Origin of the sequence: Morganella psychrotolerans (assembly GCF_001676055.1) — a bacterium.
Lineage (GTDB): Bacteria > Pseudomonadota > Gammaproteobacteria > Enterobacterales > Enterobacteriaceae > Morganella > Morganella psychrotolerans_B.
In genome coordinates, this window is the sequence record NZ_LZEX01000042.1 from 286,329 (window position 1) to 306,611 (window position 20,283).

A 20,283-nucleotide genomic window follows, 5' to 3' on the forward strand; every position below is an offset into this window, starting at 1 on the left:
TATTATTGAGTCCGGTGCCACCAGAGCAATCACCCTTGATACTATGGCAAATCCGGACTAACGCTGAACCACCTCAGAGGGGATATTCCTGCAATATCCCTTCTGAATATCAGGATTTATTCCGCGCACTTATCATTCGCCTGAAACCACAAACACGCTACATTACGCTAACAGTGATTAATCTAACATTAATGAAATAAATTAACACAAACGCGATCAGAACGCTGGGAACTAAGTAGAATTAGTGATATTCCTCTGCAGTACAATTTGATAATAACAAACTGAAACTACGCCTCTTTACTCATTCTGACAGGTGAAATTATGAAAGCGTTCAAACAACTCACGGGCTTTCTGCTCGCGATTGTCGGTGCCTTTGCCCTCGGATATATCGCGCTGAACCGAGGTGAGCAAATCAATGCACTCTGGATTGTGGTCGCGGCTGTCTGTATCTATCTGGTGGCATACCGGTACTACGGAATTTTTATTGCTGAAAAAGTATTAAAAGTTGATGCAACCCGCATGACGCCCGCGTTTAAAAATAATGACGGGCTTGATTATGTACCAACAGATAAAAAAGTCCTGTTTGGTCACCATTTTGCAGCTATTGCCGGTGCAGGCCCGCTGGTTGGTCCGGTTCTGGCAGCGCAAATGGGCTATCTGCCCGGCATGCTCTGGCTGCTGGCCGGTGTGGTATTAGCGGGTGCGGTACAGGATTTCATGGTGCTGTTCGTCTCTACCCGTCGCAACGGGCGCTCCCTCGGAGAGCTGGTTAAAGAGGAAATGGGCAATGTTGCCGGTGTTATCGCCCTGATCGCCTGTTTTATGATTATGGTGATTATCCTCGCCGTTCTGGCCATGATTGTGGTGAAAGCCCTGACACACAGCCCGTGGGGAACCTACACCGTCGCCTTTACTATCCCGCTCGCCTTTTTTATGGGAATTTACACCCGCTATATCCGCCCGGGCCGTGTCGGGGAAGTTTCTGTTATCGGGCTGGTTTTCCTGATATTTGCCATTATTTCCGGCGGATGGGTGGCAGAAAGCCCGGTCTGGGCACCGTATTTTGATTATAACGGCGTTCAGCTTACCTGGATGCTGGTCGGCTATGGTTTTGTCGCGGCAGTTCTGCCGGTCTGGTTACTGCTGGCACCGCGTGATTATCTGTCAACCTTCCTGAAAATCGGTACTATTATCGGTCTGGCAATCGGTATTTTAATCATGCGCCCGATGCTGGAAATGCCTGCGCTGACTAAATTTATTGATGGCACCGGCCCGGTCTGGGCAGGCGATCTCTTCCCGTTCCTGTTTATCACTATCGCCTGTGGTGCCGTATCCGGCTTCCATGCGCTGATTGCCTCCGGTACGACGCCGAAAATGCTCGCCAATGAAAACCAGGCTTGTTTTATCGGCTACGGCGGTATGCTGATGGAATCGTTTGTTGCCATTATGGCGCTGGTCGCCGCCTGTGTAATAGACCCGGGCGTTTACTTCGCCATGAACAGCCCGATGGCAATGCTCGCACCGGCAGGCACTACTGATGTGGTCGCGTCAGCCGCCAGTGTGGTGAGCAGCTGGGGCTTCCAGATAACCCCTGAAACCTTAACCAATATCGCCAATGAAGTCGGCGAACAGAGTATTATCTCCCGCGCAGGGGGCGCGCCGACACTCGCAGTCGGTATGGCATATATTCTGCATGGTGCGCTCGGCGGGCTGATGGATGTCTCTTTCTGGTATCACTTCGCCATTCTGTTTGAAGCCCTGTTTATCCTGACAGCTGTCGATGCCGGTACTCGTTCTGCCCGCTTTATGTTGCAGGATCTGCTCGGTGTGATTTCCCCTGCACTGAAACGAACAGACTCACTGCCGGCAAACCTGACCGCCACCGCGCTGTGTGTGCTGGCCTGGGGTTATTTCCTGCACCAGGGGGTGGTCGATCCGCTCGGTGGTATCAATACCTTGTGGCCGCTGTTTGGTATTGCCAACCAGATGCTGGCAGGTATGGCGCTGATGTTGTGTGCTGTGGTGCTGTTTAAGATGAAACGCCAGGCTTACGCCTGGGTGGCTCTGGTGCCGATGACCTGGCTGTTAATCTGTACTATGGTTGCCGGTTGGGAAAAAGTATTCAGTGAAGATGCCCGTGTCGGCTTCCTGGCTGTCGCGAATAAATTCAAGGCAATGATTGACAGCGGGAATATCCCGGTGCAATACACTGAATCACAACTGTCACAGCTGGTGTTTAACAACCGTCTGGATGCCGGTCTGACGATGTTCTTTATGGTTGTCGTCGTGGTGCTTGCTGTCTTCTCTGTGAAGACCGCGCTCAAGGCACTGAAGTCAGACAAACCAACCGATAATGAAACACCTTATGAGCCAATGCCGGAAAACTACCTCGATTTAGTGGCAAACAGCAAATCTGCGCACTAAACTCTGGTATACTTGTTGTACTGATACCGGCGGGCAACCGCCGGTTTTCCATCCGCAAGACAGCTTCAGGGTCATAATTATGTTTGATACTCTCGCAAAAGCAGGACGTTATCTCGGGCAGACCGCTAAAATGATGATTGGCGTCCCCGATTACGATAATTACGTGCAGCATATTAAAAATACCCATCCTGATCAGACGCCGATGACCTATGAAGAGTTTTTCCGTGATCGCCAGGATGCCCGCTACGGCAGCAAAGGCGGACCGAAGTGTTGCTGATGTTCTGATCTGATTTAAGATAAAAAAATACCGCAAAAATTTGCGGTATTTTTATTTGTCAGCAATGGCAATATACCCAACGTCATTCAGAATGCAGGAAGGCGGCAAGCTCCGATTGCCGGGGAGCATACATTAGTATGTGACCTGACTATCTGAGTGCGGCCAACGAACCTGCAGTTTGAATGAATAAGGGTATACATCAGCGGCAATTTTTTTCCTGTAACTGCATCAGCTGGCTCAGACGAACTGCCGCATCTGCCCTGGCATCACTTTTGGCTATTCCGTTACCAATCCCGAAGTCCCCGAAAAAGCCCAGTACTGTTTTGCCATCAAATTTTCCTGTTTTTTCAATTTGTTGCTGTATTCCGCGCGTTTTGGCAATCTCAACTTTAAGATCACGGCAATCCATTAATGCCGATTCTTCAGGTGTCACAGTTGCCGCCAGCGGGTACTGTTTGGTTGCACAGGATGTGAGTAATAATATAAGCGGGATAACGACAATTCTTTTTTTCATGGTGTGTTAAGTCTCAGTATCAGAAGATAAAATCCTCTGTACCATAAAAAAAAATTTCCCGCTGAATATAGCCAATTTCAACCCTGATTTCTGTATTCAGGTAAATTAAACTATAAAAAAAACCGCCTGATCGTCTCTGATCACAGCGGCTTTCATTAATAACCAGCGCGATTATATAACTGCGCTGTCATCCTCATCGTCTTCTTCACCTTCAAACAAGGTGAATCCGCCAAGATCAGTCCACCCCGGCAGTGCAGCATAAACCTGCTGAACAGCACTGGTCACTTTCTCATTTACCGGCATGTAAAAAGCAACCAAATCCGGCTGAATGCCGAGAAAAATAACTTCCCTGATATCTTCTTTCAGTTGGTCAATCAGAAAGTTCAGCGGCAGATTATGCGTGCTCATGATGAACATTTCAGCGATATCATCCGGGTCAATAATACGGATTTCCCCGGGGTTGAGACCGATATCTGCGGCATCGACAATCAACAGACGTTCCGGTTTCAGTGCGCGTACCTGATGCGCCACATTTTCCGGTGCACTGCCACCGTTAATGGCAATCCAGCCATCAACCGGATTCTCCTGCATCAGGTCATACAACATCGGACCTGCGGCATCATCACCCATCATGCTGTTTCCGACTGCCAGCATGACATTTTTTGCGGTTATTTCACTCATGGGCGTCGCTTCACTATCAGATAAATTGCCGGCTCACGCTCAATTTCCCCTAACAGGCGGATAAGCGTGGCGCTCCATTCACGAAAGTCCGGGTTTTGATCTTTCAACAGCGGATCAAGCGCCAGCGCCAGCATATTGGTGTGCGACGCATCGATATTGATTTCACCGAAAGTGATCAATCCCTGAAGTTTACGGCGCGCCTCCCCTTCGGGAAGCGCATTAACCCAGGATTGATAACCACTCAGCGGGCAGGTCAGCTCTGTGTTCAGACAATCAATCATGCCAACATGATGGCCGATTGCCAGTGAGTAATACATCACCTGCTGAGCCTCTTCAGGAACATCATCATCTGTATCGACAAATTTTTGTCTCAGTGACCAGAAGATGACTTTTCCGTCCGTGTCCGCGTGATTGGGTGTCTGTTCAGGCATGAATGCCTCCTTGTTGTAATACGGTCACCAGACGATTCACTATCTCGCGCAGGCGCGGATCCTGTTCTTCATCCAGCCAGACCTGCATGGTGCTTTTCACCTGTTCCGGTGTGGCATTTTCCAGCAGGGTCAGGAAACGATCACTGATTTCACGTCCCTGAAAATAGCCCGCCTGACGACGCGCTTCACGCTCGATCATCACACGGGTTGCCAGCGGAATCGACGGCAGCAATAATTCAACACGTTCGCCTTCCGCTTCAACATGATCCTGCGCTTTCAGTTTCTGATTGAGCAGACCGAGTGCCACCGCAAAGCCATAGATAGTCGCAGCCGGTGTTGGCGGGCAGCCCGGGATCCAGACATCGATCGGCACAATGTGCTCACTGCCGCCCCAGACGCAATACAGGTCGTGGAAAATACCGCCACCACAGCCGCAGGCACCGTAAGAGATGCAAATCTTCGGATCCGGTGCGGACTCATAGGCGCGCAGCGCCGGCATACGCATGGCACGGGTTACCGCACCGGTAAACAGTAAGATATCAGCATGACGCGGGGATGCGACGACTTTGATCCCGAAGCGTTCCGCATCAAACACAGGTGTTATCGCGGAGAAAATTTCGATTTCACACCCGTTACACCCGCCGCAGTCCACGCGGTAAACATACGCGGAGCGCTTGATATCTTTCAGTAATGTACTTTTTAATTTTGCTACCTGCTCATCTATCTGAACAGGTTTGCTGACATAATGATTGACTGGGATTTCCGGCAAACTCATGATTTTGCTCCCTCAATATGCAGACGGAAGTTCTGGCGATCATTGTTACGCAGGTTATTTTTCTGCTTACACGAAGGACAGGTTTCATACATCGGCCGCAATGCTTCAATTCCGCTCTCTTCAACACCTGACGCGACCATCAGCGCCATCGCGTAATCCACCGATTTTTTCGGTGCAAACGCTTCCCCGCACTGGCGGCAATGTTGTAAGCGGAATGTCCCTTTCATATAGAGATCCGCTTTGTTCATCACTGCCGTTTCAAACTCTTCCGTCAGATGAATGGCCCGGGTCGGACACACTTCTTCGCAACGCGCGCAATAAATGCAGCGTCCGAGGAACAACTGCCAGCGACGCTCGCCACTTTCCAGATCCGTTTCCATCGTCAGCGCATTCGCCGGGCATGCTGAAATACAGGAGCCGCAGGCAATACACTGTTCCGGGTCATATTCCGGTTTACCACGGAAGCCATGCGCGACTTCCAGTGGTTTAAACGGATATTTGATAGTTGCTGTCCCCGCATTGCGGAGGGTTTTAAATAATTTAAACATGATATTCCCTCCGGCTTACAGCAGCGGTGAATTTTTACGGGTGATGCTGTATTGCTCAATCTCTTTATACGCCACGGTTTTCGCTTTACGTTTTTTCACATCAACCAGCGTCACACGGTCAGTACAGGAGTAGCAAGGATCCAGGCTACCGATAATTAATGGCGCATCGGAAACGGTATTTCCCTGAAGCATATAGCGCAGTACCGGCCAGTTAGCATAAGTTGCCGCACGGCAGCGCCAGCGGAACAGTTTCTGGTTATCACCCAGCATGCTCCAGTGGATATCTTCACCGCGTGGTGCTTCGGTGTAACCCAGCGCAAATTTATGTGGCTGATAGGTAAAGCCTTCTGTCAGGATCGGACCTTCCGGCATGTTATCCAGCGCATATTCAATCATCGCCAGAGAATCCAGAACCTCTTTCACCCGCACCATCACGCGTGAGTAAACATCACAGCCATCCATGGTAAACAGGGTTTTCGGCAGATTGCCGTAGTCTGCAAACGGGTGATCAAAACGCACATCGCGTTTGAAGCCGCTGGCGCGGATCATCGGACCTACCGGGCTGTAATCACGGGCAACCTGCGGATCCAGACGCCCCACACCCACAGTACGCTGTTCCATATTCGGCGTGCTCAGCAGCATATCCACAAGCTGTGTAACATCAGCACGCATCTCGCGTACCAGCTGAATAGTTTTTACGCGCTGTTCTTTAAGGAAATCGCGACGCACACCGCCGATTAGGTTGGTTCCGTAGGTTTTACGGGCACCGGTCAGTAATTCAGCCATGGTCATGGATTTTTCACGCACACGGAAGAACTGCATAAAACCGGTATCAAAACCGGTAAAGTGACTGGCTAAACCGATGTTCAGCAAGTGACTGTGCAAACGCTCCACTTCCAGCAATACGGTACGGATAGTGTGCGCACGCGGCGGCACATAAATACCCAGGGCATTTTCAACAGAAGAGGTGTACGCCACACTGTGGGTGAAACCACAGATGCCGCAGACGCGGTCGGATAAAAACGTGACTTCGTTATATCCCATGCGGGTTTCAGCCAGTTTTTCCATGCCACGGTGAACATAGAACATACGGTAGTCCGCATCCACAATCCGCTCACCATCAACAAACAGGCGGAAGTGCCCCGGTTCATCAGAGGTAATATGCAGCGGACCGATAGGAACAATACGGCTGTCGACTTTACTGTCATTGATAAACTGGTACGTTTCAGTATCTGTGGTTGGTGCAGGACGCTGACGGTAATCCATCGTGTCTTTGCGCAGCGGATAGAGATCATCCGGCCAGTCATCCGGCAGCACCAGACGGCGCTCATCCGGCAGGCCGACAGGACGCAGCCCGTACATGTCACGGATTTCACGCTCGCCCCACACTGCGGCAGGTACACGCGGTGTCACTGACGGGAATTCCTGAGTAATCGGGCTGACATACGCCTTCACTGTTACCCAGCATTTTTCGCCTTCTTCCATAGAGAGCGCGTAATAAACCGCAAACTGTCCGTTCAGCGGACGTTCATCATTGCCCCACAGCACCGGCAGCCAGCCGCCACAGCCGTAGTACAGAAACTCAACCACTTCCGGCAACATTTCAGTTTTGATGGTGATAGTCAGCTGGTTTGCTGTCTGCCACTCTTCTTCCAGCACCGCATGGGGAAATTTCTCGCGGACCTGTGCCAGATAGCCCGCGCCTTTACGAACGCCATGAAGGGTATCTGTATAATTCTGATAGCTCACGTTATTTCTCCTGCGATGATATGGATGTTGTATCAACACCCCACGGCCAGCGGTAGTCCGGGGTGGTTAATTCTGTGCCTGGTAATGAACTGTCCGTCAGGACAATCGTGGCGGCATTTTCGAGCAGACGGCTGACCGGCTGCGGGATGTGGGTGCCCATCACCAGCATCAGTACAATGAGGATGGCCATCGGCAATGTCGTCAGGAGCCCTAATTCGCCGCGCGATACACAGTCAGGCTGTGCGCCGAATAAGGTTTTCGATACCATTCTAACCAACCCGCCGAGAACGATAGTGAGCAGGATCAAAAGGAGCAGCGTCAGCCAGAAATGATTGGCAGCCAGACCGGCAACCACCACCATAAACTCACTCAGGAAGACGTTAAACGGCGGCATACCGCCCAGTGCCAGCGCACCGCCCGCAAAGACGACTGCGGTAAACGGCATGGTACGCAGCATACCTTTAACAACACTGATATCACGGGTGCCGTATTTCAGTAACACGTTACCGGAGCCACAGAACAGCAGGGTTTTGCCCAGGCTGTGGTTCAGTGTGTGCAGCAGTGCTGCCAGCACACCTAACGGACCGCCGATACCCAGAGCTACCGCAATCAGTCCCATGTTTTCCACACTGGAATACGCCAGCAGACGTTTCATATCGCGCTGAATAAGGATAAAGAACGCAGCAACTGCGACAGAAAGCAATCCGAAGACCAGCAGCAGTGTTTGTGTGAACTCACCGCCGATAGCAGAGGTAATAATGATGTAGTAACGCACGATAATCAGCAGCGCACAGTTCAGCAGAACGGCTGAGAGCAGCGCTGATACCGGGCTTGGTGCTTCACTGTGCGCATCCGGCAGCCAGGCGTGCATCGGGAACAGTCCGGTTTTTGTACCGAAACCAATCAGCACAAACACAAATGCCAGTTGCATCAGCGTCGGATCAAGCAGTGAAGTATATTTCAGCACTTCAGTCCAGAAGATAGCCAGTTCCGGATCAGGCATGACGCTTGCGGCGTTTGCATAAACCAGAATGGTGCCGAACAGACCAAATGCCACACCCACACTACAGATAATGATGTATTTCCACGCGGCTTCAAGAGAAGAGCGTTGTCCGTAAATCCCCACCAGGAACGCTGAACTGAGTGTTGTGGCTTCAACCGCCGCCCACATCAGGATCAGGTTGTTACTGGTGATAACCAGCAGCATGGTGAACAGGAACAGATGGAAAAATCCATAATAATTACAGAGTGTTCCGACACTGATTTCACCGTCAGCCACTTCGTGATTCATATAGCCGATGGAGTAAAGCCCTGTCAGGAAGCCGACAATACCGAGGATAGCCAGGAACAACCCGGACAAGCTGTCCAGATGGATCCAGCGCTCTGCCATCAGCAGATCACCTTCTTCACCAATGGTGAAAACCATCCACAGAGAAAATACCAGCAGCAGCGCGATACCCGCGGTATGCACCAGGGTGACAGCGGCTTTTGCACCGCCGCCCAGTGCGCGGCAGATAAACGCCAGCAGTGAAATCACCAGCGGCGTTGCCATTAATAACGTTAACAACATAGTTTGGCTCATCTCATCACCCCTTCAGCGCGGTCAGTTGATCCACGTTCAGTGTGTTGAGCGTGCGATAGATTTTACGTGCCAGTACCGCCATGATAATCACAGCAAAAATGGCGTCCGTCGCGATACCTATCTCCACCAGCTCCGGCGCTTTATACGCCAGCAGAGCCAGTGTCAGGTGCGAACCATTCTCCATCAGACAGTAACCGAACGCCTGCTTGAGGATATTTTTCTGTGTCACAATACACAAAAGCCCCAGCATGAAGTGTCCCAGCGAAACGGCTAATGCCGGTTTCAGATCCGCTACCATCGGCAGTTTCACCGGCTCGACCACAAACCAGCACAGCACCACAATCACGGCCGCTGCCAGCATCAGAACCGCCGGGCTTATCACTCCGCCGTCAGCTGTCGGATCCGACAATTTACGAAACGCATAGCCCATAATCAGCGGCACGAGGATAACTTTTGTCGCGAACGCAGTACCCGCCCACATTGCCAGTTGTGGTGCATCCAGAGTCTGTGAGAGAGTGGCGAAAATCGCCACCAGCACCAGAGACTGAAGTGCATAGAACCAGCAGGAGGCCACCGGGCGCTTCGCACCGATGACCAGCAGCGAAGTGATCATCATCAGCCCCGCCAGGTTATTCACAATAATTGAACCAGTCATACTTTCTCTCCCTTAACTGAGCCAGCTGACGGCAATAACACTTGAGCCGAAGGACATGATGATCAGCAGGCCGATAACCCACTGCATCGCCCACGGCACAGGCGCGCCATTGGCCACATCTTCACTAGGCTCACCCGGTACGACTTTCCCGAACCAGTAGAGCAGCCATGCGAAACTGGCAACAGATTCGATCAACACCAGCACCATGATTGGCGCGAAGATCCAGAACTGTTCAGATAACGCGAAGCCTGCCGCGAAGATAGGAAATTTACTGAAGAAACCATTAAGCGGTGGTACACCGGCAATCGCCAGCGCTGCCACACAAAAACCCGCACCCAGTAACGGATAGCGTTTTGCCAGACCGCGCAGACGCGGCAGCATACGGGTACCGCAGCTGTAGCTGAGCGCACCGGCGACCAGGAAGAACAGGCTTTTTGCAAACGCATGGTTAAAGATGTACGCGATACCGCCGTCGAAGGCTTCTTTAGAGCCGAAGATGGACAGAGACAGTGCCAGGAAGATATACGCCAGTTGCGTGATAGTTGACCACGCCAGCAGACGTTTCATATCTTTTTGCGGCAGATACATCATGAAACCATAAATCATGGTGATAACAGCCATTACAACACCGACCCAGCCGATAATTTCCGGCACATGGTCTGACGACATAATGCTGCGGGCAAAGATATACACCCCGACTTTAACCATTGACGCGGCGTGCAGATACGCACTCACCGGCGTAGGTGCTTCCATCGCATCCGGTAACCAGGCCTGTAATGGTAACTGCGCTGATTTACCCCATGCTGCGAATAAAATTCCGCCGAAGACAATCAGGCTCTGCGCTTCATCCAACTGACCAATCGCACTCAGTGCAAACGTGCCGGTACTGATAAACAGTGTTGCTGCCGCCATGAACAGTCCGAGTGAACCGACGTGGGTTATCAGCAGGGCTTTCATCGCAGAACGCTGCGCTTTTTCTGTCTGATAATAACCAATCAGTGCCCAGGAACAGCCCCCGGTGATTTCAAAGAACAGTAACTGTCCTAAAATCGTGGAGGACAGCACCACACCTGCCATCGCACCGATAAAAATCAGCAGGAAAGCGTAATAACGGCGGGTTGGTCCGTGCGCGTGCTCGCGGTTGCCTTCTGTCAGGTAACCGGTGGAGTACAGGCAAATCAGGAAGCCGAGGAAGACCACCGCGAAGGCGATCAGGGTACTTACACCATCAATGGTGAAACCAAACAGCGCCACATCACCGGCCTGAACCAGTTCAATGGTGGTGGCAATCTTTCCGCCGTCGAGATAAAGCCAGCCCAGTGCTGCCGTACCGAGAGACGCCAGCAATGCGACTAATGTACTCAGCCACGGAGCCATGCGCGTCGGCAGGAAACTGACCAGCAACGCCCCGATAAACGGAATAATCAGGGTCGCCAGTGCAATATTTTCTAACATGCTTGTCGCTCCTTACAGACCGGTGAGATAGAACACGAATCCGAGCGCCGCAACGCCGAATCCTAACCAGGTCACATGATGCGTCAGTAAAAAACGACCACGGGCCAGACTATTTTCGACCAGCGATGCCAGAACGAAAATCACCAGCAGTTTCACCAGCATCAGAACCAGAGCAAGCAGCAGACTGCCTGCGGTTATCACACCGGCACTACCGAACGGGAAGAAAATAGACAGAAACAGAACAGCAACCACTACCTGTTTCAGACCAATCCCCCACTTCACCATTGCCAGACCGGAACCGGAATACTCGGTCAGCGGTCCTTCCTGTAATTCCTGCTCTGCTTCCGCGACGTCAAACGGGATTTTCCCCATTTCGATAAAGGTCGCAAATCCGCAGGCAAGCAATGCCAGGAATGTAGCTGTTGGTGAGATCCAGCCTTCACTCATCACCGCACTGATTGTGCCGATGTTGGTTGAACCGGCGATCAGTGCAACCACCAGCAGGCCGAGAAACAAGGTCGGCTCTACTAATACGCCGAGGGTCAGCTCACGGCTGGCACCAATACCGGCGAACGGGCTGCCGGTATCCAGACCGGACAACGAGAAGAAAAAGCGGAACAGCGCAAAAATATAGAGCACGATGATGATGTCACCCGCACCACTGAACAGTGATGTGGAGGTCACTACCGGTAATGCCATTGCCAGCAGCAGCATACTGCTGAGCAGCACATACGGCATGACACGGAAGATGGCGCCTGAATCACGCGGTGCCACAGACTGACGTTTGAATAATTTAATAATGTCACGGTAATCCTGCATAATGCCCGGTCCCTGACGGGAGTGCATTTTTGCACGGATTTGACGGGAGATGCCGGTAAACAGCGGCGTAAACAGCAGCAGGGCAATCGCCTGAACTACTGCAAAGAACCCCGTCATCAATGTTGGTGTTTCCTGAATCGACATGGTTTCTCTCCTTACGCCGCAATCACGACAAGCAAGACCACCAGTGCGGCTACGACATAGAGACAATAAAGTCTGAAGTCGCCGCCCTGGAGGCATTGAATGCGTTTGGCAAAGCGGTTAATACCGCGGACCAGCGGATAAATGATCCGTTCATCCCAGAATGGCTCAACTTTCCCGGCACCAGTGGTGGTCACTTCTAAGGCACGCGCCAGACGGGCGGAAGGATCAAGCTGTTTACGCATACGGTAAAGCGGTGCGAACATAGAGCGCAGCGGCTGAGTAAATCCGCCGGCAGAGACAGACATATCCTGCTCCCATGCATAACCACACGCCCACGCATCACCTTTACGGCGGGAGTCCATCTGTTTGCCTTTAAAGACAAGATAGATAACCAGCGGGATAAGCGGCAGCCCCAGCAGCAGAACAAAGGTCATTACCGGTGAAATCATTGCCTGAGATGCACTGTCCGGCACCAGCATCGCGCCCTGAGCAACAGTCACATCCGTTGCAGCGGTCAGTGACATCGCCACTTTTGCCAGCACTGGTGCGATTACACTTGCGCCCACACCCAGAAGCACACATATCGCCGCCAGGATTAACATTGCCGTTGTCATTGTCCACGGTACTTCGCGGGCATGCGTTGCCTGTTCACTGCGCGGACCGCCGCAGAAGCTGACACCGTACACTTTCACGAAACACATCGCGGCTAATGCCCCGGTAATTGCCAGCATGACAATCGCAATCGGACCACTGATACGCATGATGAATGTACCGTCATGACTCATAGAGAACAGTGACTGATAGGTGTACCACTCACTGACAAAGCCATTGAGCGGTGGTAATGCAGAAATAGCCATACAACCGATTAAGAATGCAGTGGCTGTCAGTGGCATCAGTTTTGCCAGACCACCCATTTTATCCATGTCACGGGTATGAACACGGTAAATAACCGCACCCGCGCCAAGGAACAGTAATCCTTTAAATACGGCATGGTTGAGTAAGTGATAGATAGCCCCGAGCAGACCAATGGTCGCCAGTACCGGCATATCATTTGCCATACCGACCATACTCACACCTACGCCCATCAGGATAATCCCGATGTTTTCCACGGTATGCCAGGCCAGCAGACGTTTGATATCGTGCTCCGCCAGCGCATACATAACGCCGAGAACAGACGAGACCGCACCAAAGGCCAGCACAACAATGCCCCACCAGCCCTGAGTCGCACCCAGCAGGTCAATACCCACTTTGATGATCCCGAAGATACCAATTTTTACCATCACACCAGACATCAGTGCAGAAGCATGAGAAGGTGCCGCCGGGTGAGCCTGTGGCAGCCAGCTGTGCAGCGGCAACATACCCGCTTTTGCACCGAAACCGAAGAAGCCCAGCAGAAACACAACCGATGCCATCGCAGGAGAAAGTGTGAGTTGACGGAAGGAATCGAAATCCAGGCTGCCGCTTTCACGCCACATCAGGAAGAAGGCGATCATAATCAGCACAGAACCGGCGTGCGCAATAAAGAAGTAGAGCAGACCGGCGCGGATTGATTTTTCATCCTGATCAGCTATCACGAGGAACCATGACGCCAGCGACATCATTTCAAATAAAATAATGAAGTAGAATGCGTTATCCATCACAACAAGGGCAACCATGGACGCAATAAACAGGTTCAGGAAGAACCCCATGCTCCATGCGCCACGTCCGATGTATTCCTGTACATAGTTAAGGGAATACAAGGCGCTGACCGTCACAAGCAGTGAAATCACCATCACCATAAAGGCGGCGAGTCCGTCGAGACGAACAACAAAATGGGCAAACGGGAACGGACCCTGAGCAAAATACGTCAGTGTTTCGCCGCTCATCAGTACCGGAATGGCGCTGAATAAACCAAGAATACCGCCGATAATGGCAGTGATACCGGCCACATAAATCGCCATTTTTTCCTGCTGTTTAAACAGCAGCGAAATAAAGCCCCCTGCGGTATACAGGGAAACCGACCACAATAGCAGTTCAAGCGATGTCATTATGGATTCTCCTGTCGTGAGACAAAAACGTCGAATTCCGGCGGCATCGCATCGACAGATGCCGTACGGCGTTTCGCGCTTTCGCTTTCCAGCTGATTCTCTTCAACAATATGAAGCGCATCGGTCGGACAGACTTTCACACAGGCCGGACCGTCTTCGCTGAAATCACACATATCGCATTTCACTGCAACATTGCGGATACCGGCATTCCATGCCAGGAACGGGTTCATGGTCGGCAGGCTGTCAGGAACATCCAGCAGCATCTCTTTCGGCACATATTGTTCGAAGAAATCCGGCATATCGACAGGTTTGCTGCCTGACGGGGTAATTGCCCCGAACGGACAGACCAGACCACACAGTTTGCAGCCGATACACAGACTTTCATTCAGCACGATCATGTCATTTTCATGTGTGATGGCATTGACCGGACACACACGGGCACACGGGGCATCATCACACTGGCGACAAAGCATCGGCGCAGTCAGTTCCCCAATTTTTACCACAGTCAGTCGCGGATGTGTTTGTAATCCTTGCTGTTTATGCGTCTCAGAACAGGCCGCCATGCAAGTATTACATCCGATACAGAGTTGTGGGTCGGCAATAACAAAGCGATTCATTCGCCTCACCCTCCAATAAAATCAGACGAGTCATAAAGATTGATGCATTCATTAAGCATTTTTCATGCCATGATTAAAATTCGTTTATTATCAAATGACTAGATGTTTATTTTAGGTGATAACGATGTCGAACCGACACTAATGACGACAAAAAATGCCGGTATCAGAAAGAAAGGGGGATAAAAAACATGAAATGATTGGCGTAGAAATATTGAACTAAGTATCTGATGTTATCTCTAAATGTCTTTAGCAATGAAGTGATATACCCGATGCCCATGCGACCATTGTCAAACATAGTAAGAAGTGATCTCACTATTTCTGTTATTCTCGCCGTTTTTCTCGGTTTTTTTCTGAACTACGCGGTCTATTTTTCCCGCGCCGACAGTCAGTTATTACTGTCCGGTAACAACGGGGTGTTTTATGTCATTGCAGAAGTCATCGTTAATATTCTGTTCAGCTTTTTCTTATTCAGACTGATCGCCGCAACCGGCCTGCTGAGCTTTAAAATCCTCAGTAGCCTCATTATCCTGATCAGTGTCGCCTGTAGTTATTACATTACATTTTATGATGTGGTTATCGGCTACGGTATTTTAATTTCCACCCTGACAACCGATGTCGATTTATCACAGGAAGCGGTGAACAATCAGTTCTATCTCTGGTTTGCCCTGCTGTCCCTGCCCGCACTAATCCTTATCTGGTCCGCAAAAAAGACGGTCATTCAAAACAAAAAACACAAATGGCTGCTCATTCTGATAACCTTTGTGATTATCCCGGCAGCCGTTTTTACCTATATTAAAACCGCGGATCGTCATCAGAAAGTAATAGAAGAAGAAAAGAATATTGATATTGCCAGCTATGGCGGCGGGCTGGGATATTCCTATTTACCCTCTAACTGGATTATTCCTTTATTCCAGTTTGCGATTGTCAAATATGACGATACCTTTAATGAAAGCAATATTTTTGACCCGGCGGAAGAATTTACCTATACCCCGGCACCGCAAAATAAAGATTTATATGTGATATTTGTGATTGGTGAAACCGCGCGCGGGGATCATATGCAACTGCTGGGCTATGATCGGGAAACCACCCCGCTGCTCGCCGCAGATCCGAATGTTATTGCCTTTGACGGACGCTCCTGTGATACCTCCACAAAACTCTCACTGCGCTGTATGTTTGTGCGTGAAGGCGGCGTGAAAGATAATGAACAAAGAACAGTGACTGAAAACAATGTCTTTTCTGTGATGAAATCCCTCGGGTTTACCTCAGAGTTATTTTCTATGCAGAGTGAGGTCTGGTTTTATAACAAACTCGATCTGGATAATTATCTGATCCGCGAAATGATCACTTCAAAACACAGCTCATCCGGTAAATCTATTTATGATGAATTATTGCTCAATGAAGCCGATGACGTTATTTCACGCCGTAAAAACGGAATGAATTTAATTATTTTACATACCAAAGGCTCACATCACTTCTACTCCAAACGCTATCCGCCGGAATTCCGGAAATTTTTACCCGAATGCCTGGATACGGAAACAGAATGCAGCAGTGAAGAAGAGATAAATGCCTATGATAATTCTATTTTGTATACAGACTATGTTCTGCACAATCTGACAGAAAAATTGAAAGACAAAAATGCCATTGTCTTTTATACCTCAGATCACGGTGAATCACTGGGAGGGGGAGAAGGCACCCGTCTGCATGGTACACCACGGCATATCGCGCCGGATGAACAGTTTAACGTGCCATTTATTGTCTGGATGTCAGACACTTACATAAAAAACAATAAAACTCTGTTTGATAATCTGAAGGAAAACAGCCGGGTACGAACATTTTTCCATTATGAATTATTTGACAGTATTCTCGGCTGTACCGGGTTTACCTCTTCAGACGGTGGTATCAATAACAAAAATAATCTTTGTTTCCGCTGATCCTTATCTGAGGATATCCAACGTCATTCAAACTGCCGGTATATGAACATTCATATGCCGGCTTTTTTATCGCGTCTTTTACTTCATATTTTACTGAAAATCTGTCACGCTGATGTCCCGGTAAAAATACACTGCATATACTCATAAATAATGAAAAAATATCTGCTCATTCCCTTGTTCCCTTTTACTATTGCGACGGTTCATGCTGCTGAAAATTGCACCAGTGAACAGCGCCGTGTTAATACAGATAATACCGCACTGATAACCCAGAAGATTATTGCGGGCCCGGTAAAATCCGTCAGTGTCAAAAGCACTCTTCCTGTCGGAACCTCTCACAATAATACGACAGACTTTGAGTTATCATCCTGCGGTAAGCTCACCCGCTATGCACAAAAGATTGATACGGTTTATATGCCCGGTGTAACCACCACAATCAGGGCCGCCATTGACCCGTCCACGCCGGATCTGATGACAAACAGTTATGAGACTGACAAACACGGTCAGAAAACCAATATGTTCTCAGAGCGCGTGTTTACCAAAGATAAGCAAAATCAGATTATCAGCTTTCGTACAACTGACCGGGACGCCGATGGCACAGTAACGGATGAAACCTATATCACCCGTAAAGACGGACGCATTACCACACTCGCCACTCAGGTTTCCGGCAACAATATTGTTTATCAGTATCACTATAATGATTTGGGGCAACTCATTCAGATAACCGATGATCAGAACCTGAGCACAACGGATTACCGCTACAACGATAAAGGGCAGCGTGAGAGTGAAACTGTCATACAGCAACGCCCGGACGGCGGTCTGAAAACATTTACCCGTCTCTGTGAAGAGCGTGACACTCATGGCAATTGCCTGACAGAAAAGAATAAAACGGTTAATTCAAACAATGGTGATGAAAAGACAATGGAATATGCCACTTACTATCAGTACCAGTATTACTGAATCGCCACAGTGGTAAATTCAAAATAAAAATCATAAAAAAACCGCCGCTGAATCAGCGGCGGTTTTGTAATCCGGTATCAAAATCTTATTTTACGCGGGAAACGTATTCACCTGAACGGGTGTCAACTTTGATCACTTCACCAATCTGTACGAACAGAGGAACTTTAACCACGGCACCGCTGCTCAGTGTTGCCGGTTTACCACCGGTACCTGCTGTATCGCCTTTCAGACCCGGATCCGTTTCAACGATTTCCAGTTCAACAAAGTTTGGCGGGGTAACAGAGATAGGACGACCGTTCCACAGAGTAACGATACATTCTGCCTGGTCGATCAGCCATTTGGCGTTATCGCCCACCGCTTTTTCGTCCGCAGCCAGTTGTTCAAAGGTTTCATTGTTCATGAAATGCCAGAACTCACCGTCGTTGTACAGGTAAGTCAGGTTCATATCCATAACATCAGCGCCTTCGGCTGAGTCTGTTGATTTGAACGTTTTTTCCAGCAGGCGGTTGGTCAGCAGTTTACGAAGACGCACACGGGCGAATGCCTGGCCTTTACCCGGTTTAACAAACTCACTCTCGACAACCACACAAGGTTCGCCGTCGAACATAATTTTAAGACCTTGGCGAAAATCGTTGGTACTATAAGTAGCCATGGAAATCCTCTAATTTTAAATAAATGGCATAGCCAAAAAAATGGTCGATATTGTAACCCAAAAACCACTTGCCCGAGAAGTCTGGCTACAACAACTTGCTGATTCTGTCACCAATCCAACCGAATTACTGGAAATTCTGGGTCTGGAACAGGATGAAAACTGGCGTGCCGGCCTTGATGCCCGCCGGTTATTTGCACTGCGCGTTCCCCGCCCTTTCATCGCAAAGATGGAAAAAGGCAATCCGCGGGATCCGTTACTGCTTCAGACCATGACGCACAGGGCTGAATTTGACCTGACACCCGGGTTTTCTGAAGATCCGCTGGATGAACAACACAACGTTGTTCCGGGGTTACTGCATAAATATCACAACCGGGCGCTGCTTTTAGTAAAAGGCGGGTGTGCAGTCAACTGCCGCTACTGCTTCCGTCGCCATTTTCCGTATGAAGACAATAAAGGCACCAGACATAACTGGCAACAGGCGCTCGATTATATCGCTAACCATCCCGAACTCAATGAAATCATTTTCTCCGGCGGTGATCCGCTGATGGCGAAAGATAATGAGCTGGACTGGCTGCTCACACAACTCGAAGCCATCCCGCATATTCTGCGTCTGCGTATTCACAGCCGCCTGCCCGTGGTTATCCCTGAGCGTATTACGGACGCACTGACTGCCCGCCTGCACGACTCCCGGTTACAGATAATTTTAGTCACACATATCAATCACGCGAATGAAATTGATGATGCATTGAAGAAAAAAATGCATCAGTTACGGGAAAAGGGCGTAACACTGCTGAATCAGGGGGTTTTACTGCGCGGTATTAATGATGATGCCGGTATTCTGGCCGATCTCAGCAATGCACTCTTCGATGCCGGTATTCTGCCTTACTATCTGCATGTGCTGGATAAAGTACAGGGTGCGGCACATTTTCTGATCAGTGACGATGAAGCCCGGCAGATAATGCGTGACCTTCTTCCGCGCGTGTCCGGTTATCTGGTGCCGCGCCTGACGCGCGAAATCGGTGGTGAACCCAGCAAAACGCTGGTTGATCTTCAGCTTCGTCAAAATTAAGTATAAATTTATAACCGATTATCATGGATGCCGGCAGCCAGGATTAGCTAAATAGCATATGTCCATATAACCAGGGATTACGATGACCGCACCGGCAACGGGCAAAAACAGAAAGTCGCTGTAAACACATCCATGTGCGCTCAGGCTCGCCATCCATGGCTCGCATGCTTTCTGTTTTCTTTGCCCGTCACCTGTGCCGGAAATCCAGATATAAAAAAAACCGCCGTTAATATCTCCGGTGGCTTTTGTGTATTCAGACAATTATCCTAACGATTACGCTAAATCATTTCGTTCAGAGCAAGGCGGCAAGTGATGGGGCACGGGGAGCATACATAAGTATGTGACCTGTGCCACTGAGCGCAGCCAACGCGGCTATGGACGAAAGGATGACGCGTAACCAGGTTCGCCATCCATGGCTCGCACACTTTCTGTTTCTTTTGCCCGCCGCCTGTGACTTATGATTTCGTATAAAAAACAGCCTGTTATGCTAACAGCTGTTTAGTATTTTTTGTCGGGTATTACCGTATCTTCTTATGAATAACAAATAACAATACCAGCAAGATTGGCGTACCTAAATAGACATAGTTCATCACATTATTATGGTCCACAAGCAATCTATCGACGAAGGCCCGCCAAACACTAACCGGGTCATCTGCCCCCAAAACAGTATAGTTATAGGTAAAATTTAAACTAAACCCTAAGTCGAAGAGTGCCAGTACTATAAAATAGGCCAATAGTAATACGACGGTTAAAAACCATCGCAAAAACGTTCTATTGATCATAACTGCTCCCTAATATACCACCGCCCATTTCACCACCATCTACACTTGTCACATCTCCCCCCATCCCGGCGGAGAATGTTATCAACTCAAATAGTTGAGTTTTAATGCCTTTTTCTGATTGCTTCAGGTTTTCATGATTTGAATATTGAGACATAAATTCACCTGTCACTTCAATAACATCGCGTTTTTTTTAA

Annotated in this window: 19 protein-coding genes; 5 read left to right on the plus strand and 14 right to left on the minus strand. The window is 49.6% G+C overall.

Annotation, left to right across the window (positions count from 1 at the left end; translation table 11 throughout):
* Positions 1–321 precede the first annotated feature (321 nt).
* Positions 322–2,424 carry a pyruvate/proton symporter CstA gene (gene cstA / locus AYY17_RS16960; protein ID WP_067425627.1) on the plus strand — a complete coding sequence of 701 codons (2,103 nt, stop codon included), beginning with the start codon at positions 322–324 and terminating at the stop codon, positions 2,422–2,424.
* A gap of 79 nt (positions 2,425–2,503) precedes the next feature.
* Positions 2,504–2,701, plus strand: a complete 198-nt coding sequence (locus tag AYY17_RS16965) for a YbdD/YjiX family protein (RefSeq protein ID WP_067366670.1) — start codon at positions 2,504–2,506, stop codon at positions 2,699–2,701.
* Between the two features lie 199 nt (positions 2,702–2,900).
* Here AYY17_RS16965 and AYY17_RS16970 read toward each other — a convergent pair whose 3' ends face one another.
* From AYY17_RS16970 to AYY17_RS17025, 12 genes are all read right to left on the minus strand, one after another.
* Positions 2,901–3,215, minus strand: coding sequence for a hypothetical protein (locus AYY17_RS16970; protein ID WP_067425630.1), 315 nt, complete (start codon positions 3,213–3,215; stop codon positions 2,901–2,903).
* A 171-nt stretch (positions 3,216–3,386) separates the two neighbouring features.
* A complete protein-coding gene (gene hycI / locus AYY17_RS16975) occupies positions 3,387–3,896 on the minus strand; it encodes a hydrogenase maturation peptidase HycI (protein WP_067425632.1) in 510 nt (169 codons plus the stop codon).
* Positions 3,893–4,327, minus strand: coding sequence for a formate hydrogenlyase maturation HycH family protein (locus AYY17_RS16980; protein ID WP_067425635.1), 435 nt, complete (start codon positions 4,325–4,327; stop codon positions 3,893–3,895). The genes hycI and AYY17_RS16980 overlap by 4 nt, the downstream gene beginning before the upstream one ends.
* Complete coding sequence (locus tag AYY17_RS16985) at positions 4,320–5,102, minus strand: NADH-quinone oxidoreductase subunit B family protein (RefSeq protein WP_067425638.1); 783 nt, start codon at positions 5,100–5,102, stop codon at positions 4,320–4,322. Before AYY17_RS16985 ends, AYY17_RS16980 begins: the two co-directional genes overlap by 8 nt.
* Positions 5,099–5,650, minus strand: a complete 552-nt coding sequence (gene hyfH / locus AYY17_RS16990; RefSeq protein WP_067425640.1) for a hydrogenase 4 subunit H — start codon at positions 5,648–5,650, stop codon at positions 5,099–5,101. The genes AYY17_RS16985 and hyfH overlap by 4 nt, the downstream gene beginning before the upstream one ends.
* A 15-nt stretch (positions 5,651–5,665) precedes the next feature.
* The gene (locus tag AYY17_RS16995) at positions 5,666–7,399 is read right to left on the minus strand and encodes a hydrogenase large subunit (protein ID WP_067401186.1); all 1,734 of its coding nucleotides are present in this window, start codon (positions 7,397–7,399) and stop codon (positions 5,666–5,668) included.
* A 1-nt stretch (position 7,400) separates the two neighbouring features.
* Positions 7,401–8,981 carry a hydrogenase 4 subunit F gene (locus AYY17_RS17000; protein ID WP_067425642.1) on the minus strand — a complete coding sequence of 527 codons (1,581 nt, stop codon included), beginning with the start codon at positions 8,979–8,981 and terminating at the stop codon, positions 7,401–7,403.
* 4 nt (positions 8,982–8,985) lie between these two features.
* Positions 8,986–9,636, minus strand: coding sequence for a hydrogenase 4 membrane subunit (gene hyfE, locus AYY17_RS17005; RefSeq protein WP_067401183.1), 651 nt, complete (start codon positions 9,634–9,636; stop codon positions 8,986–8,988).
* A gap of 12 nt (positions 9,637–9,648) precedes the next feature.
* Positions 9,649–11,091 carry a hydrogenase 4 subunit D gene (locus AYY17_RS17010; protein ID WP_067425644.1) on the minus strand — a complete coding sequence of 481 codons (1,443 nt, stop codon included), beginning with the start codon at positions 11,089–11,091 and terminating at the stop codon, positions 9,649–9,651.
* A gap of 12 nt (positions 11,092–11,103) precedes the next feature.
* Complete coding sequence (locus AYY17_RS17015; protein WP_067425647.1) at positions 11,104–12,054, minus strand: respiratory chain complex I subunit 1 family protein; 951 nt, start codon at positions 12,052–12,054, stop codon at positions 11,104–11,106.
* A gap of 11 nt (positions 12,055–12,065) precedes the next feature.
* Positions 12,066–14,081, minus strand: coding sequence for a hydrogenase 4 subunit B (hyfB, locus tag AYY17_RS17020; protein ID WP_067425650.1), 2,016 nt, complete (start codon positions 14,079–14,081; stop codon positions 12,066–12,068).
* A complete protein-coding gene (locus tag AYY17_RS17025) occupies positions 14,081–14,698 on the minus strand; it encodes a 4Fe-4S dicluster domain-containing protein (protein ID WP_067425653.1) in 618 nt (205 codons plus the stop codon). Before AYY17_RS17025 ends, hyfB begins: the two co-directional genes overlap by 1 nt.
* A gap of 275 nt (positions 14,699–14,973) precedes the next feature.
* Here AYY17_RS17025 and eptB point away from each other — a divergent pair, with 275 nt between their 5' ends.
* Positions 14,974–16,629 (plus strand): kdo(2)-lipid A phosphoethanolamine 7''-transferase, encoded by a 1,656-nt coding sequence (eptB, locus tag AYY17_RS17030; RefSeq protein ID WP_067425656.1) that lies wholly within the window; start codon positions 14,974–14,976, stop codon positions 16,627–16,629.
* 150 nt (positions 16,630–16,779) lie between these two features.
* Positions 16,780–17,586, plus strand: coding sequence for a hypothetical protein (locus AYY17_RS17035; RefSeq protein WP_067425659.1), 807 nt, complete (start codon positions 16,780–16,782; stop codon positions 17,584–17,586).
* Positions 17,587–17,671: 85 nt separating this feature from the next.
* On the opposite strand, the gene efp is transcribed toward AYY17_RS17035, so the two are convergent.
* A complete protein-coding gene (efp, locus tag AYY17_RS17040; RefSeq protein ID WP_067401172.1) occupies positions 17,672–18,238 on the minus strand; it encodes an elongation factor P in 567 nt (188 codons plus the stop codon).
* Positions 18,239–18,278: 40 nt separating this feature from the next.
* On the opposite strand from efp, the gene epmB reads away from it, so the two are divergent.
* On the plus strand, positions 18,279–19,307 hold the full coding sequence (gene epmB, locus AYY17_RS17045) for an EF-P beta-lysylation protein EpmB (protein ID WP_067425663.1): 1,029 nt from the start codon (positions 18,279–18,281) through the stop codon (positions 19,305–19,307).
* Between the two features lie 771 nt (positions 19,308–20,078).
* Here epmB and AYY17_RS21650 read toward each other — a convergent pair.
* Entirely contained in the window at positions 20,079–20,243 is a 165-nt protein-coding gene (locus tag AYY17_RS21650; protein WP_156656735.1) for a hypothetical protein, read from the minus strand.
* Positions 20,244–20,283: the final 40 nt, after the last annotated feature.

Excerpts from the sequence above, each read along its gene's own strand:
- epmB (WP_067425663.1), top strand. The coding sequence starts at position 18,279 with ATGGTCGATATTGTAACCCAAAAACCACTTGCCCGAGAAGTCTGGCTA.
- efp (WP_067401172.1), bottom strand. The coding sequence starts at position 18,238 with ATGGCTACTTATAGTACCAACGATTTTCGCCAAGGTCTTAAAATTATG.
- hyfE (WP_067401183.1), bottom strand. The coding sequence starts at position 9,636 with ATGACTGGTTCAATTATTGTGAATAACCTGGCGGGGCTGATGATGATC.
- eptB (WP_067425656.1), top strand. The coding sequence starts at position 14,974 with ATGCGACCATTGTCAAACATAGTAAGAAGTGATCTCACTATTTCTGTT.
- AYY17_RS17025 (WP_067425653.1), bottom strand. The coding sequence starts at position 14,698 with ATGAATCGCTTTGTTATTGCCGACCCACAACTCTGTATCGGATGTAAT.
- AYY17_RS16985 (WP_067425638.1), bottom strand. The coding sequence starts at position 5,102 with ATGAGTTTGCCGGAAATCCCAGTCAATCATTATGTCAGCAAACCTGTT.
- hycI (WP_067425632.1), bottom strand. The coding sequence starts at position 3,896 with ATGAGTGAAATAACCGCAAAAAATGTCATGCTGGCAGTCGGAAACAGC.
- AYY17_RS17015 (WP_067425647.1), bottom strand. The coding sequence starts at position 12,054 with ATGTCGATTCAGGAAACACCAACATTGATGACGGGGTTCTTTGCAGTA.
- AYY17_RS16970 (WP_067425630.1), bottom strand. The coding sequence starts at position 3,215 with ATGAAAAAAAGAATTGTCGTTATCCCGCTTATATTATTACTCACATCC.
- AYY17_RS17010 (WP_067425644.1), bottom strand. The coding sequence starts at position 11,091 with ATGTTAGAAAATATTGCACTGGCGACCCTGATTATTCCGTTTATCGGG.
- AYY17_RS16980 (WP_067425635.1), bottom strand. The coding sequence starts at position 4,327 with ATGCCTGAACAGACACCCAATCACGCGGACACGGACGGAAAAGTCATC.
- AYY17_RS21650 (WP_156656735.1), bottom strand. The coding sequence starts at position 20,243 with ATGTCTCAATATTCAAATCATGAAAACCTGAAGCAATCAGAAAAAGGC.
- hyfB (WP_067425650.1), bottom strand. The coding sequence starts at position 14,081 with ATGACATCGCTTGAACTGCTATTGTGGTCGGTTTCCCTGTATACCGCA.
- cstA (WP_067425627.1), top strand. The coding sequence starts at position 322 with ATGAAAGCGTTCAAACAACTCACGGGCTTTCTGCTCGCGATTGTCGGT.
- AYY17_RS17000 (WP_067425642.1), bottom strand. The coding sequence starts at position 8,981 with ATGAGCCAAACTATGTTGTTAACGTTATTAATGGCAACGCCGCTGGTG.
- AYY17_RS16965 (WP_067366670.1), top strand. The coding sequence starts at position 2,504 with ATGTTTGATACTCTCGCAAAAGCAGGACGTTATCTCGGGCAGACCGCT.
- AYY17_RS17035 (WP_067425659.1), top strand. The coding sequence starts at position 16,780 with ATGAAAAAATATCTGCTCATTCCCTTGTTCCCTTTTACTATTGCGACG.
- hyfH (WP_067425640.1), bottom strand. The coding sequence starts at position 5,650 with ATGTTTAAATTATTTAAAACCCTCCGCAATGCGGGGACAGCAACTATC.